The organism is Rheinheimera sp. SA_1, assembly GCF_001669775.1.
Taxonomy (GTDB): Bacteria; Pseudomonadota; Gammaproteobacteria; order Enterobacterales; family Alteromonadaceae; genus Pararheinheimera.
In genome coordinates, this window is the sequence record NZ_LXWK01000011.1 from 152,360 (window position 1) to 167,971 (window position 15,612).

Consider the following 15,612-nt stretch of genomic DNA (forward strand, 5'->3'; position numbering starts at 1 on the left):
TGCTCAAAAACCTAAGCTAAGTCGGCTAAACCCAGCACTTGCTGCATAGAATAAAGTCCCGGCTGTTTATTTTGCAACCACAGTGCAGCGCGCATCGCACCTTGGGCAAAGGTACTGCGACTCGACGCTTTATGAGTGATTTCCAGCCGTTCGCCAAGGTCAGCAAAAAGCACCGTATGGTCGCCAATAATGTCGCCGCCACGCACTGTGGCAAAGCCGATGGTCTGCTGGTCACGCTCACCGGTGATCCCTTCGCGGCCATAAACCGCGCACTCGTTTAAATCACGACCGATGGCTTTGGCGATACTGTTACCAATGGCCAGCGCGGTGCCGCTTGGCGCGTCCTTTTTAAACCGATGATGTGCTTCAATAATTTCGATATCAGCGCTCTGCCCCATCACTTTGGCGGCGGTTTGCACCAGATGCAGCAGCAAATTTACGCCAACACTCATATTCGGCGCCCAGACAATCGGAATCAGTTTGCTCGCCGCTTGCACCTTGGCATATTGTTCATCCGACAAACCAGTAACGCCAATCACCATGGCTTTACCGGCGGCAACTGCCAGTTCCAGCTGTGCCAGCATCGCTTCCGGCATAGTGAAATCAATCCAGACGTCAGCTTCCTGTACTGAGCTAAGTGCTGTTTCTGTGAGCTTCAGACCATTTTTACCACAACCGGCTAATTCTCCGGCATCCACGCCAATCAGCGAAGAACCGGCGCGTACTGTTGCAGCAGTCAGTTGCAGTTTTTGTGCTGCGTTGTCATTGCCTTGTAACTGACTGCCTTGCAACTCAGTGGCGACTGTCACCAGCGCACGGCCCATCCGGCCATTGGCGCCAAAAATTCCGATAGAAGTCATGTCATTACCTTTTTATTCTTTATCTTTTTCCGGCCTGGCCCCGCCACACAAAGTTTTGGGCAGGACGAAATCAAGTCAGTCAAAACAAGCCGCCAGCTGAGATTGCTGCGCGATTAAATCCTGATACAAGCGAATTTGATTCTGCGCCCGTTGCAGGTTGTGGTTGCTGCGCTTAATGGCAAAATACAGATCGCCATTCAGGTGATCGGCCAAAAAGCGAATGCCAATCATCAGGCACATCACTTTGGCACCGAGCAATAACGATTGTTGTTCAGCTGGCGTAATCACTCCGGCTAGACCTTGCAGATATCCTTCGGCCAAGGCTTTAAAAATTTCCGGGCGAATATGCACTTTGTCGGTATTCAGCGAATCTTCGGCTTCCGGCGAGCAACAGGTACGCACCATATCGCCAAAATCAAACAGCCAATACCCAGGCATACAAGTGTCTAAATCAATAGCGGCAATGCCACGACCTTGCTCAGCGCAATACAGCATGTTATTGATTTTGGTGTCGTTATGGCAGACGCGTAGCGGTAAGGACGGGCATAAAGCGGCAAGCTCATCGACCAAACCTTGTTGCGCCAGACAAAAATCGACCAGCGGCTGACAAGCTGCGAGACGGCCGGCTTTATTCGCTGTGATGGCCGCTTGCAGCTGGGAAAAACGCATGCCGAGGTTATGGAAATCCGGTAACACTGTCACCAGAGTACTGGCATCAAAGTCAGCCAGCGCCGCCGCAAACTGGCCAAAGGTCAGCGCTGCGGCAAATGCTTGCTCCGGCGATTCAACCACTTCAATGCTGCTGCCATGATCAATAAACTGCAATGCCCGTAAATCCTGTGCCTCGCCTGCCAGATAACTGCCGTCGGCTTTGGCTTGTTGCTGCAGAATTTGCAGCGGATATAAACCTTGTTGTTGTTTCGCCAATAAATGGCGTTCAATTTTCAAAGCGTTTTGCACCAAATCGTTCGCTGACGGAAAAATTGAAGTATTAATTTGTTGCAGGATCAGTCTTTGATTTGCCGCACTTAATAAAAAGGTTTTATTAATGTGGCCATTACCAAAAGCTTTGATCTGCGTGTCGGCTGGTAATTGATAAGCAGCAAGCACATCCGGCGTCACCAGCGGATGCGCCTTATTATTTGCTGATGAAGCTACTGCATTTTCTGTCGTCATATAAAAAATCCGGCCTGCTAAAAATTAAAAAACAGTGATTGCTCATGGCAAAAGCCATTTTTAGGATCACTGTTGCGAGGATGCATGCTGCGAGAATACCTGTTGCTGAAAATAGTCGACAATTTCCGCCAAATCTGCCGGATAGGTCACGCCAAACCAACTGTCCGGCGACATGTAAACCCGTAGTTTTTGCTGTTGTTGCAAGCTACTGTCGACCACCGCTGGCAAATAACATTCAGCTTTACTATCTGGCTTTAATGCGAAAAAGCGACAAAGTGCTTTTTCTAATGCTGGCACAATGCTTGGGGTAAAACCCCAGATATTCATGGAAACTGCTTGCGTCGCATCAAGCTGCATCGACTCACCTTTTACATCAATACCGCTAAATTTCTGCTCGTGCTGCTTAATCTGATGCACTTCTGTCACTGCTTGCAAATAATCAGCATTGACCTGACAAATGCCACGATTGACCCCACCATGGGCTGATAAAGTTTTCAACAGAGGAAAAGCCACCATCGCCCATTCAGCCCGGGTCGTGGCGAAATGTTGCACTAACAACCGCATCGCAGTCTGGCCATAATAATCGTCGGCATTAATCACAATACACGGCTGCTGCGCCAGAAATTGCCGCGCTGACCACAGCGCATGTGCTGTGCCCCAGGGTTTTTGCCGCTGGCTAATATCCACATCTGTAACCGGCAAATCAGCAGGATTTTGCAGAACCAACTGCACGGTCAAATCTGACGGGAAATATGGCAACACCTGTTGTTGCAGCGCCGCAATAATGTTTTCCCGAACGACCAATACCAAGGTTCGCACACCGGCGGCATAAGCATCCAGCACACTAAAGTGTAATAAAGTACGGCCGGTCGAGCCCAGCACAGCCAGTTGTTTATCGCCACCAAAGCGGCTCCCCATGCCTGCGGCAAGCACGACCAGAATTGGGGTTTGAGATGCACTCATCTTCAAATCGCTGTTGAATGTTTAGAAATGGCGCACATCATACCCGCAGCGGCTAGGGGCTGACCAGCCCTGACGAAAAAGCCCGGTATAAGTACCGGGCTTTGGGTTTGGCGATTTGCCTTCAGATATTTAGGTAATAGACACTTCGCTAAACCGCAACTCATCAGCTCAACAACTATCAAAATACGATGAATCACTTACTTCTTTGAAGTTGCCGCAAGTTGCTGCTTATTAGAGCGCGGCAGTCAGAATTTGCCGTGACACATCAATTGTAATATCACCATGCTCACCCAGTTTAAACATCCGGTGCTGCTCCAATTTCGCCACCAGTGCATCCACCGCATCGGCTTTGATGCCATAATCGGCCATCCGGGTTGGCACACCCATTTGCTCAAAGAAAGCGCGGGTGTGGGCGATGGTTTCATCTATCAGCCGTTCTTCGTCACTGTGCTGCAGGTTAAATACCCGTTTGCCGTATTGGATAAGCTTGGCGCGTTTCTGAGCGCGTTGTTGCTCTAGCAGCGCCGGTAATACAATCGCCAGTGTCTGTGCATGATCAAGACCATATAAAGCTGTCAGTTCATGACCAATCATATGGGTGGCCCAATCTTGTGGCACGCCCTGACCAATCAGGCCGTTTAATGCCATGGTCGCTGCCCACATCACATTGGCGCGCACGTCATAATTTTGTGGGTCTTTTAAAGCCAGCGGGCCTTGCTCGATTAACGTCTGCAGTAAACCTTCGGCGAAACGATCCTGCACTGCAGCGTTCACCGGGTAGGTCATATATTGTTCCATCACATGCACAAACGCATCAACCACGCCATTAGCTACTTGTTTTGGCGGCAGGCTAAAGGTAACGGTCGGATCCAACACCGCAAATTGTGGGTACACCAATGGGCTGGCGAACGACAATTTTTCCTGAGTGCTGTAGCGGGTTACAACGGAGTTACCGTTACTTTCAGTACCGGTGGCAGGCAGCGTTAACACACAACCTAATGGCATCGCTTTGGTGACCGGCGCTTTTTTCGCCAGAATGTCCCACGGATCGCCCTCAAACATCACGGCTGCCGCAATAAACTTGGTGCCGTCCACCACACTGCCACCACCGACCGGTAATAAGTAAGTGATGTTTTCGGCTTTCACCAGTTCGACCGCTTTAAGTAAAGTTTCAAACGACGGATTTGGCTCAATACCCGAAAATTCAACAACGTCAAAGCCTTCTAAGGCTTTAATCACTTGCTGATACACGCCATTTTGTTTGATAGAACCGCCGCCGTAGGTCAGTAATACTTTGGCGCCTTTGGGGACTAAGGTCGCCAGCTGACTGATTTGCCCTTCGCCAAACACAATCCGGGTGGGGTTTTGATAAGAAAAATTAAACATAAAGACTCCGCTTGCTGACGTAATTGGCTGACATGACTACGTTTTACCTCAAGCTGTTGGATCAAACCGGCAGCTGGGTACTGGCTCTGAATATGGCGTTCAATTACAGAAAATCAACCGCTTTGCCCTAGTATTATGTAAATTGCTAATGTAACGCACTGCAAACGACTGAATTCAGCCAACGGCTGGGTCACTCCTGTAGTTACTCAACGGCGAAGTCATCACTGCTAAGTCATAACTGAAAGTTATTTGACAGGACTTCTGGACGTCTTTATATTCCAAGGCGTTATATGCGAATGAATTAAAGTAACTTTTTATTGGATCATTTGCACCTGCCGACACCCGTCGCAGATTGAATTTTATTGGAGTACGTGAATGAATTTAGTCAACCAACAGCAGGCAAAACTGTCGTTATTGCCGTTATTGCTGTTCGTCTTGTTGTTTTTAGGCACAGGTCTGTATCTGCAAAGTCAGGGCGTGGCTTATGCTTTTTATCAGTTACCCGGGCCTGTCGCCATTATCCCTGCTTTGGTACTGGCGATTTGGCTGAACCGGGCACCACTGGCGCAATCTATTGAGGTGATGGTCAAAGGCGCTGGTAATAGCAATATTATTACCATGTGTATCATTTACTTACTGGCCGGCGCTTTTGCCACAGTGGCGCAGGCGACCGGTGGTGTTGATGCGATGGTCAACGCCGGATTAAGTCTGGTACCCGCGGCCTGGTTATTGCCGGGTTTGTTTGTGATTTCAGCTTTAGTCGCCACCGCCATGGGCACCTCCATGGGTACTATCGGTGCATTAGCCCCAATAGCCGTTGGCCTGGCGAAACAAGGCGGCCTGGATCCCGCGCTGGTGGCGGGTGTGCTGCTCAGTGGCGCGATGTTCGGCGATAACCTGTCGATTATTTCCGATACCACCATTGCCGCAACCCGCACTCAGGGCGCGGAAATGAAAGATAAGTTTCGCGAGAATTTTAAAATTGCCCTGCCCGCGGCCATCTTGACCTTTATCTTGTTTGCGGTGTTCAGCTCCAGTGAAACGCCAATAGAAATCAAAGACTTCAGCTGGACTGGCGTGTTGCCATATGCCGCCATTCTGATCCTGGCCGTGGCCGGGCTGAATGTGTTTGTGGTACTGCTGCTGGGGATTGTACTGGCCGCGCTGCAAGGAATCGTTTTTGCCGATTATCAACTGGCCAATCTTGGCAAAGATATTTTTAAAGGCTTTGGCAGCATGCAGGAAATTTTCTTGCTGTCGATGTTTGTTGGCGCGCTTGGCGAATTCCTGAAACAACAAGGTGGCCTGAACTGGATTGCTTCACACATCAATCAACTGGCGGAAAAATTGGTACTGGCGGGCAACAAAGCCCAGCAATTAGCGATTGCCGCTTTGGTGTTTATCAGCAATCTCTGTATCGCCAATAACACCGTTGCCATTGTGATTGCCGCTGACGTCAGCAAAGACTTAGCCGAGCATCACAACATCAGCCCAAAACGCAGCGCCAGCCTGCTGGATATTTTTTCCTGTATCAGCCAGGGTTTGGTGCCTTATGGCGCACAGGCGTTGTTACTTGGCGCTAGTTTTGGTCTATCGCCATGGGATGTGGTGACGCAGAGTTATTATTGTTTTATTTTGGCGTTTGTGGCACTGGCGGTGGTTTTATTTGGGCGCAAATAGACGTTTTGGCTGATTAGGCAGCTGCAGCCTCTATTAGCGCATTGTTTATTTTACCAACTGCGTTGCACGGGTTTCGCCGATGGCGAGTATCTTTCTTTTGCTTTGCCACAACATTGTAGGAGCAAGGGCAAAAGCTTTATCGCGAAAACTAACTTAGAGCGCATCGCGGATCCCAAAAAACCGATCTTCGTAAAAACCGAACGTCCGATTTGCCTCAATTTCGGCCGTTCGTTGTTTCGTGAAACCGCCAGGTCATAACATAACACTGCTAAAAAGCTGACCAAATTCAGCGTTCCACTACACATGGACATACATATAAAGTGTGATTGCATGTGATCTGTACACAAGCTGCTTAAGTAGAAACCTTGTATTGGGGATACTGAAATATTCCAACGTACAAAGGAAAAATTTAAATGAAAAAACTAACAGCTGTACTGACGGCTTTATTTATCCATGCGGTTTTCTTGCCACCAGCATTCGCACAGGACGGAAAAACCGCATTGGTGCCTTTGGCGTCGGTCGACGACTTCTCCAGAGGCGAGGATGGCTGGAGTTTTGGTCTCGGCTTTGGTGTTGAATATGAAACAGCCTACGAAGGATCAGACGAATTTGGCTTGGAAATCGAGCCTGCTGGCGGACTGCAATGGCGTAATGGTGACGATGTGTTCTTTTTTGCCGGTGAAGCGCTCGGCTGGCGTGGTGTTCGCGCTAATAGTTGGTTGTTCGAGGCACTTGTAGGCTTCGATGAGGGTCGGAAAGAAAGTGATTCCGATGACGGCCGATTAGCTGGACTCGGTGAGCAAGATGAAGGCGCTGAGCTGGTGCTGCAAGCGCGTCGTGCTTTTGATGCTGATTGGCGTTATTGGCTGGTTGGTCGGGTCGTGACGGGTGGCAACGGTAACCTTGGTTTATTTGGTGTTGGGCGCCGCTTCGGCGACCAAATCGACGGCACCGGTTCTGAACTGAACGTTGTAGTGGTTGTTCACGACAGCGAATACGCCAACAATGGTTTCGGCATCACCTCAGCCCAGGCAATTACATCCGGCCTCAATGAAACCAGGCTGAGTGGTGGATTACGCTCTGTCGGAATCAATTACAATTTCCGCGATTATCTCAATGAGAATTGGCAGATTTATGGCGAAGCGTTGTTTGAATATTTTAGTACTGAGGTGCGGGAGAGCCCCATCGCTCGCAGTAGTTATGAAGCCGAAATAGGCGTCGGAGTTATTTACTTATTCTAAGTAGAAGGTTGTGACGGGCTCTGTAAATCGGAATTAGATCACTACAGCGGTCTGCAGTCGTCACCACGAAAGCCTGGCGACGACTCGCTGCTCATCCGCGAGCAGCGTAAACGACCAGCCATTGCGTTCACATAGCCGTTGCACAATCCCGAGCCCCAGACCATAGCCGTGAGACGACGCATCGGTCGACGTGTACCGTCCATCAGCATCGCTGTACAGTTGATTGGTGATGAAAAGCTCGTGCGTTTTGATCAGGATCGTAATCGGCCCCTGCCCGGTGTGCGTATGCTCGAACGCATTTCGCACCAGATTATTAACCGCAATAGAAAAAGCCTGTTGATGGCCCCGGACGCAAGGGTTGTCGAGATGTTCGATTTCAACATCGACCAACTTGCGGCTCAGCAAATGGCGCTGTAAATCGATTGCCTGGCGCACCAGCGGTGTCACTAAAAACTGTTCTTGATACAACCCGTCATCGGTTTCGCGCGCGAGGCACAAGAACATTTCAATGGTGGTTTTCATGTCGAGCGTCGCCCGCCGCACCCGATCCAGCGCCTGCACATCGGCTGCTGACAGCTCACTTTGTTCCAACAACTCCAGCGCGCCGGTAATGACGGTGATGGGTGTGCGTAACTCATGACTGGCTGAACTGGTAAAGTCGCGCTCCCTGGTAACAAAGGCGCTGATCCGCTCCAGCGTTTTCTCAATGGCACCAGCGAGCACGCCAACCTCGTCATCACCAAACCGGCCAGACTCTATGCGTTTGTAATCTTCGGCCGACAGGTGTTCAAGGTCAATGTCCGCCACCGCTTTGGCGAGCTGTGCGACAGGGGCAACAGCTCGACGCATCACCACAATTCCCAGCCCGAAACCCAGCACACCAAGCGTTCCCACCAAACCTGAGATCACCAGCAGCAACCACCAGTCCTCGGACGAGGCGGCCTCAATTCCGGCAACATCGAACACCACATAGGCGTTTTTTTGTGGATTGCCGGTAGCTTGCTTTTCAATGTCGGGAGCCTGCTGTTCGTTGTTGGTAGCCTGCTTTTTTTTGTTGGTAGAAATGACCGCAACATGCAACTCGTCGGCTTCGAATTCGTACAACCCCTCGGCGGGGTTGGTCTGTGCCCATGCCCGCAGTGCCAAGGGCAAGCTGGCAATCTCATCGTAGCTACGAAGGTTTGTCGCCAAGACAGGATAGCTGTTGGCGGCAACCTGCAGCTGTTGCGTCAGCACCCGGTCTTCGCTGAGCCTGATCGCCGCAAAAAAAGCCAATCCCCAGGCCACGCTGAGTACAGCTACACAAATCGCAAAGGCTAAGGCGACCCGCTGGCGTAAACTACGACGGTACATGACTAATTATCCTGTGCAATGCGGTAGCCGATGCGATGCACCGTATGAATAAGCGGGCTGTCAAAGGGCCTGTCGATGGCCTGGCGTAGTTTATACATATGCGATCGCAGCGCATCACCATCGGGCAGCTCATCCGCCCACAACAAGGTTTCCAGCGCATCGCGATCCACCACCGCCGGCGCTTCTTCCATCAATCGTTGTAGGAGTTTCATGCCCGTCGGGTTGAGTTCGACGCGCCGTCCCGCCCGATGCACTTGCAGCGTGGACCTGTTCAGAGTCAGCTCACCAACAGTCAACAGATTGTCGGTTTTGCCATGACTGCGTTTGTAAAGCGCTTGCAACCTGGCATGCAGTTCCTGTAAGGCAAAGGGCTTGACCAAATAGTCGTCAGCCCCCGCCGCAAACCCCTTCAGTTTATCGTCCAGCGTGTCGCGCGCCGTCAGCATCAGCACCGGCTTGTCGATGTTGGCCTCAGTGCGCAGCTTTTTGCAGAAACTTAAGCCGTCCATCCCGGGAAGCATCAGATCCAATACAATGACGTCAAACGGATTCGTCAACACCAGGTGCATCGCACTGATGCCGTCGTAGGCAAAATCCAGAATGTAGGGATGCTTTTCCAGATAAGCGGCAATGTTGGCACATATGTCGCGGTTATCTTCGACAATCAACACTCGGATCGGCGCTTCGCCAAGTATGCGGACCATTTGCTCCTCCCCTTTGCTACCAACTTTTGCTACCCACTTTTTTGCTACTAACTTTTGCGACCAGTTCTTACCAGGCGTAATCCATTCGAAGGCCAATCAGTGGCTCGGCTTCGCTATCATCCTCCACTTCCACGCCCCGACGGTAGTCAAACTCGGTGTCGTCGCTCGACGAGGCTGACGTGACGTTGATGACATCGAGAAAGGCAGTGACATCAATAGGCCCAAATGCCCGCCGATAGTCCACCCGCAGGTTCAGCAAGCTGTATCCGCTTTGTCGACCCACATTACGCCGGGTGATCTCTTTTGAAAACCGTAGCGGCTGTCCGGGTCCAAGCACGTCTGAGTGAATAATAAATTCTTGGTCTGGCCTGCCAGAAAGATATTTATAGCGCCCGGCGACTTTCCAGCGATCGTTGATTTCCCAGGTCAGGCCGAGAGTCGCGACATGCTTACGGCTGAAGTCTGCAGCTAGGTCACCACGACCGTCCTGCTGGTCGATGACGATATCGTTGTAAGAGTAGGTTGCAGTCGTGTAAAGGCCTTCGAAAATAGTACCGTTAACCACAATATCGACACCATAGGAGCTGCCGTCCCCATTGTTGGCAAAGGTACCCTTTGCCCGATCCAGGTCGACCACCAGATCATCGAGGTTCTGATAATAGCCTTCCGTTAACACAGACCAATTGTTGTTCAGAAAGTATTTGAAACCAACACTACTATGGGTGATTTTTTCGTTCTTAAGATTATTTGATGCGTTCGCGGCCAGCTCTAAAAACCGTGGTGATTGATGAAAAAGTCCAGCGGTCGCAAAATATCGAACCGTTTTACTAGGCTGCCAATTAACGCTAAACCTGGGCGACGCGAAGCTTTCGTCGGCAAAACCGTCCCGTTCGAGCCGTAAGCCAGTACCAAAATCCCAATCCCCCTGTTCAAAAACCTGATCGACGTAACCTGCATAACTCGTTTCTTTCTGCTTGATGGCTGAGTTGATGTTGCCGGGCTCAAGCACAATATAACGCTGTGCCGGGTTTGGTCTGAAATCATTGCTGTCATAGATAAATCGCTGCCAATTGCCATCTAACACCGTGCTGTAGTCGAGTTCAATTTGGGTGATCTGGCTACCTGCACTAAACACCCCCCATTGATTCGCGGTCTTATAATCGCTGCGCCAGCCTACTTCCGTTTCAGCTTCACCAATGGTAATAATGTCCTCCCGTATTGGAAAACTTGAGGCAGGTGAACCCGGCGGCACCAGATCAGGAAATGCTTCGCCTTCGGAGCTTAACTTGTCGCTGTTGCGGTAATAAAGTTTATTGGTCCAAACGGCTTCCTCACCGACCAATGATCGCAACGTCAGACCATACAAATCACTATCTTGTTTGAAATCCAGCAGCGCCGCATCTTCAAAATTGGGCGATGCAAATACATGAGTGACATCACGAATATAGTCCTCATAGGTGTCCATCAGCAGAATTTCAACAGTGTGATTTTCATTCATGGGAACGACCGACTTCACAATGATGTCTCTTAAAACCGGCTCGCCAATGTCCAGCTCTTCAATAGTTTCAAAAAAAGCGCCGAAATCCAGTCGCCTGGCAGAAATGAGCATGGTCGAGTCATCGGTGATGCCGGTTGGACCGTCGTAACCCACTTCGTAGCCGGCCAAATCATAGCGAAAACTTGCGGAAGGGCTTGGATTGCCATCGGCGACTTCTAATTTCAGCAGCGATGCCGCCCGGCCGCCATAAGCCGGTCCCCAGCCACCAGGGGAAAACTCGGCACCACTGATCACGTTCGGTGCGAAAATCGAGAAACGTCCGCCACCACCCACATCTTCGTCTTCACCCAATGTGGCATCAAAATGCACCGCTTTATCAAAGGGCAGGTCATCGACAAATAACAAATTATCTCTGGGACCACGGCCGCGCACGCTGAAGTTGGCGAATTCACCGGTGGCGGCAAGGCCAGGTAAGCCGTCCAGCGACAACAGCGGATCTGCACCACCGCCCACTGCGCTTTGCAACGTTTCCCGGTCGAGATAAGTGCTCGATGCGGATGCAAAGGTATCAGCCTGCCGTGCCCGAACCTCGACGATTTCAATTGCATCTTCTTTTTGGAGTTCGAATTCAAGCTGGATATTTTTGCGCGTTACTACGCGGACACTTGGCTCATACGAGGACGCAAAGCCGCCTTTTGCGACGTTCACCGAGTACAGACCCGGGTCGAGCTGTGCAACAACGATGCGACCTTGGTCGTCGGTTGCTAAAGTTTGCGTGGTGGAAGTTTCTCGTTTCTTGAACGTGATCTGCACATTTGCGAGTGGTCGGTCAGTATGCTGATCTTTGACGATAACGGTCAGCGCACCGGGCGCCTCTGCTGCGTGAGCACCAAGTGAAAAACTCATCAGCAGCGCACACAGCGTCAACCCCGATACTTGTCTGAATTGCTTGCTCATACTGTTATCCCTCTTAGTGTTATCCCTTTTAATGTCATTGCGCTTAATGTCATTTCTTTTAGCGTCATCGGTCTGAGCATAAACCACAGTACTTGTTTCAATTGCTTGATCATCTTGCCAACCTCCAAAATTCGACGGTATTTATTTGAAGAAATTATTTGAAGAAACGCAGGCAGGCTAGCAGAGCGAATGTGACTAAAAAGTCGCCGAAAGATGAAAGATGAAAGTTACCTCAAAGCCAGGAGGCCTGCAGCAGGCATCAACTGATAGACATTTCCGGCAACATGCTGTCTAACACGACGAAAATAAGTTTCGGAGGCCCGCAATAAAATCAACAGTTTGAGGCGACTGCGCAAACTGTTGATTTTAAAGCGGCTCGCTTTACGGGGATTAAGAGCAGGAGATATCAGCAAACATTCACTTTAGTGAAGCAGAAATTCGGCTTAATTTTGTTCATCCCCTAATCATTCACGAGACTTACCTTAAAGGTAAAATTGCCTTTGCTTGAAGGACAGTTCAGTGTTTGGTAAGTTGAACCAACGGATCAAACCAAAGCTCAAGGAATGAAAATATGGCTTTAAAATCTCAGTTATTGGCACTTTCGATTTACCTATCTTTTCCTGTATTTAGCTTGGATTTGTCACAATATGATAAATTGTGCGATGTTCACTTTGCTGCAAATGCAGAACGTCACTGGAAAGTAAAATCAAGTTTCAATTTTTTATATAAATCAGAAACATACAAACTACTGTTAGAAGAGTTAAAAGAAAATACACAAGCTCAGCCTTTCCGACTGTACATCGAAATAAACCCTCACATCGACTATGTCGCTTTTTTGCTGGAAACCACAAACGACGATTATTGTGTTCAGACTTATCACTCTGAGCATGGTAATCATGTCGAAGAAGCTGGTGAATGTGTATTGCCTGAAGTATCTAACCTATTGCTAGAAACAAAACCTGTTAAAGCAGAAAACACCATGAGCTCAGCCATTGGTGCAGTACTTTATATCGAGCAAAAGGCTGACAAAACAACGACAGCTTTATGCAATGATCGCAACTACCATCCATTTAAATTTTTCGGCAAAGCACTTTTAAAACCAAGGCTTGAGCAGTTAAGAACTTTAGATCAGAAATCGTACTAATCACGATCCAACTCCAAACCTTCCAAAGGTTAAAGTCAGACGTGCCGACTAGCACTGTGAATTAAGGGTCAGCTCAAAATTAAACGGTATGTCCGCTCTTGACCCAAAGTTACTCTCCAGCCGTTTATGTCCCCGTAAAGCGAGCCGCTTTAAAATCTGCTGTTTGAGGTTTTAAACCGACAAGTGTCTGAGCGGCTCGACGGTAGCGAACCGCGAGTTTTGTCGGTGCCTCAAACTGCTGATTTTATTGCGGGCTTTCGAGCGATCCGGGGTCGCCTTTTCTTTGGTTTCTTTCTTTTGGCGAAGCAAAAGAAAGAAACTCGCCATCGGCGAAACGCTTTTAAAAACAGCCATTTGCTGCCAAATAACAAAAGCCGGCGTACTACCCTTTGGGTGAGTACGCCCTACGGTCGGAAGTCTGATCCACAGAATACGCCAAAGCAAAAAACGGCTAAACGTTGCCAGAAACGTTACTTATTACAACGGGGTAATGCCCCCTGCGCCTGCCGGGCTTGATAAGCTGCTAATGCAGAAGGCATATCTTTCTGCAATTTCTTAATCCGGTTCTCTGGCACCGGGTGGCTGGATAAAATTTGTGGCGTGCCGCCGCTGCCTTGTTTGGCCATGTTTTGCCACAATTTCACCGATTGCTCTGGTTCAAAACCGGCTTTGGCCATCAAGTCTAAACCAATGACATCAGCTTCGGTTTCATGGACACGGCTAAATGGCAGCACTAAACCAACCTGCGCGCCTAAGCCAAAGGCGCTGGAAAGCTCGGCTTTGTATTGGGTATTCATGGCGCTAAGTGCCACATCGGCGACGCCTAAAGTGGTCTGAATGGCCTGATTGCTGGACAAGCGCTCGTTGGAATGGCCAGCCATGACGTGGGCGATTTCATGGCCGATAACTGCGGCTAACTGATGTTGATTTTCTGCCACCAGCAACAAACCGGTGTAGACGCCAATTTTGCCACCCGGCAGCGCAAAGGCGTTCACCTGATCACTTTCGAAAACAACAATTTCCCATGGATTGGTCTGGTACTTTTGTGGTGTAACTTTTAATACGGCTTGCGCCACACACTGCACATATTGATTGGTTTTTTTATCTTTACTGATTGGCGTTTTGGTTTTCAGCTCTTCAAAGGTCTGAATGCCCATTTTATTGACCTGAGTGTTATCAAATAACATCAGTTGCGGTCGGCCGGTTGGCGATTCAGCACAAGAGCCCAACATCAGCATGGTGGTCACGGCCAACGCTAGTTTCGTCATTAAAGTATTGGAAGATTTGAACATCAGGATCCCTTTTTTCTGTTCGTGCAGATAGAACGACTGTTACCCAGTTTATAGCGCTAAAAACAACACCGCCAGCATATGCTGGCGGTATTCATCGGGATTAACCGGTTAAATCATCAAAGAACTTTTTCACACCATCAAAAAAGCCTTTCGATTTTGGCCGGTGTTTGGCTTCGCTGTCACCGCCCCAGCTTTCATCCAGCTGACGTAACAAGTCTTTTTGTTTATCAGACAAGTTGACTGGCGTTTCGACAACGACTTTACACACCAAATCACCAACCCCGCCGCCACGTACCGACTGCACGCCTTTACCCCGTAACCGGAACATTTTTTCGGTTTGGGTTTCGGCTGGGATCTTCAGTTTGACCCGGCCATCCAATGTTGGCACATCAATTTCGCCACCCAAAGCGGCAATACTGAAGCTAATCGGCACATCACAAGACAGGTTATTACCGTCACGGACAAAAATCGGGTGATCTTTAACATGCACTTGCACATATAAATCGCCTGCTGGCGCGCCATGCATGCCCGCTTCGCCTTCGCCGGTTAAGCGAATACGATCACCGGTATCCACACCGGCCGGAATTTTAACGGCCAGGGTTTTGGTTTTTTCGACGCGGCCTTCGCCATGACACTTGGTACATGGGTCCGGAATAATCTTGCCACGACCGCTACAGGTCGGACAGGTTTGTTGTACGGCGAAAAAGCCCTGACGCATTGTGACCTGGCCAGCGCCATGACAGGTTGGGCAAGACTTAGCTTGCGTGCCTTTTTTCGCGCCGGAACCGTCACAGACGTCACAGCCAACCCAGGTTGGGATCTTGATGTCGACTGATTTACCGCGGACGGCGTCTTCTAAATTCATTTCCAGGTTGTAGCGTAAATCTGATCCACGCTGTGCGCGCGATTGACCACCACCACGGCGACCACCACCGAAAATATCGCCGAACACGTCGCCGAAGATGTCACCAAAATCGCCGTTGCCACCACCAAAACCACCAGCACCGCGGTTTGGATCCACACCGGCATGGCCGTATTGATCGTAAGCGGCTTTTTTCTGATCATCAGACAGCACTTCGTAGGCTTCTTGTAATTCTTTAAACTTTTCTTCCAATGCTTTATCACCCTGAGTACGATCCGGGTGATACTTCATCGCGAGGCGTTTATAGGCCTTTTTAATTTCCTTGTCATCGGCGCCTTTGGCGACACCGAGCACTTCATAATAATCACGCTTTGACATAATGCTGCTTCATGTTGGGTGAGCGGATAGAGAAGCGACCGCCGGGGCGGTCGCTCTGTCAGGATCAACTCCTAACCAATTCGCGTAAAACCGCAGCTTAAAGCAGCGGTCTTCGCCA

At 49.7% G+C, this 15,612-nt stretch carries 12 protein-coding genes; 3 read left to right on the forward strand and 9 right to left on the reverse strand.

Annotated features, from left to right (window positions below):
• Positions 1-11: 11 nt before the first annotated feature.
• The 4 genes from dapB to A5320_RS01915 all read right to left on the reverse strand — a co-directional run bounded on the left by dapB (position 12) and on the right by A5320_RS01915 (position 4,385).
• Entirely contained in the window at positions 12-860 is an 849-nt protein-coding gene (dapB, locus tag A5320_RS01900; protein WP_068060193.1) for a 4-hydroxy-tetrahydrodipicolinate reductase, read from the reverse strand.
• A gap of 75 nt (positions 861-935) precedes the next feature.
• Entirely contained in the window at positions 936-2,036 is a 1,101-nt protein-coding gene (locus A5320_RS01905; protein WP_068060195.1) for a phosphotransferase enzyme family protein, read from the reverse strand.
• A 66-nt stretch (positions 2,037-2,102) separates the two neighbouring features.
• Positions 2,103-2,999, reverse strand: a complete 897-nt coding sequence (locus A5320_RS01910) for a nucleotidyltransferase family protein (RefSeq protein ID WP_068060198.1) — start codon at positions 2,997-2,999, stop codon at positions 2,103-2,105.
• Between the two features lie 231 nt (positions 3,000-3,230).
• On the reverse strand, positions 3,231-4,385 hold the full coding sequence (locus A5320_RS01915; protein ID WP_068060200.1) for an iron-containing alcohol dehydrogenase: 1,155 nt from the start codon (positions 4,383-4,385) through the stop codon (positions 3,231-3,233).
• Positions 4,386-4,760: 375 nt separating this feature from the next.
• Between A5320_RS01915 and A5320_RS01920 the strand changes: the two genes are divergently transcribed.
• Together A5320_RS01920 and A5320_RS01925 are read left to right on the forward strand one after the other, a co-directional pair.
• Positions 4,761-6,065: a Na+/H+ antiporter NhaC family protein gene (locus A5320_RS01920; protein WP_068060203.1), complete on the forward strand. Its 1,305-nt coding sequence runs from the start codon at positions 4,761-4,763 to the stop codon at positions 6,063-6,065.
• A 413-nt stretch (positions 6,066-6,478) separates the two neighbouring features.
• Positions 6,479-7,306, forward strand: coding sequence for a MipA/OmpV family protein (locus tag A5320_RS01925; protein ID WP_068060204.1), 828 nt, complete (start codon positions 6,479-6,481; stop codon positions 7,304-7,306).
• Positions 7,307-7,366: 60 nt separating this feature from the next.
• On the opposite strand, the gene A5320_RS01930 is transcribed toward A5320_RS01925, so the two are convergent.
• The 3 genes from A5320_RS01930 to A5320_RS01940 form a co-directional block, all read right to left on the reverse strand.
• Positions 7,367-8,659 (reverse strand): sensor histidine kinase, encoded by a 1,293-nt coding sequence (locus A5320_RS01930; protein ID WP_068060211.1) that lies wholly within the window; start codon positions 8,657-8,659, stop codon positions 7,367-7,369.
• Positions 8,660-8,661: 2 nt separating this feature from the next.
• A complete protein-coding gene (locus tag A5320_RS01935; protein WP_442966042.1) occupies positions 8,662-9,363 on the reverse strand; it encodes a response regulator transcription factor in 702 nt (233 codons plus the stop codon).
• 67 nt (positions 9,364-9,430) lie between these two features.
• Positions 9,431-11,818 (reverse strand): TonB-dependent receptor, encoded by a 2,388-nt coding sequence (locus tag A5320_RS01940; protein WP_068060213.1) that lies wholly within the window; start codon positions 11,816-11,818, stop codon positions 9,431-9,433.
• Positions 11,819-12,389: 571 nt separating this feature from the next.
• On the opposite strand from A5320_RS01940, the gene A5320_RS01945 reads away from it, so the two are divergent.
• Positions 12,390-12,962, forward strand: coding sequence for a hypothetical protein (locus A5320_RS01945; RefSeq protein ID WP_068060216.1), 573 nt, complete (start codon positions 12,390-12,392; stop codon positions 12,960-12,962).
• A 470-nt stretch (positions 12,963-13,432) separates the two neighbouring features.
• Here A5320_RS01945 and A5320_RS01950 read toward each other — a convergent pair whose 3' ends face one another.
• Together A5320_RS01950 and dnaJ are read right to left on the reverse strand one after the other, a co-directional pair.
• Positions 13,433-14,254 carry a M48 family metallopeptidase gene (locus A5320_RS01950; protein ID WP_197489950.1) on the reverse strand — a complete coding sequence of 274 codons (822 nt, stop codon included), beginning with the start codon at positions 14,252-14,254 and terminating at the stop codon, positions 13,433-13,435.
• 100 nt (positions 14,255-14,354) lie between these two features.
• Positions 14,355-15,494 carry a molecular chaperone DnaJ gene (gene dnaJ / locus A5320_RS01955; RefSeq protein WP_068060222.1) on the reverse strand — a complete coding sequence of 380 codons (1,140 nt, stop codon included), beginning with the start codon at positions 15,492-15,494 and terminating at the stop codon, positions 14,355-14,357.
• Between the last annotated feature and the right edge of the window lie 118 nt (positions 15,495-15,612).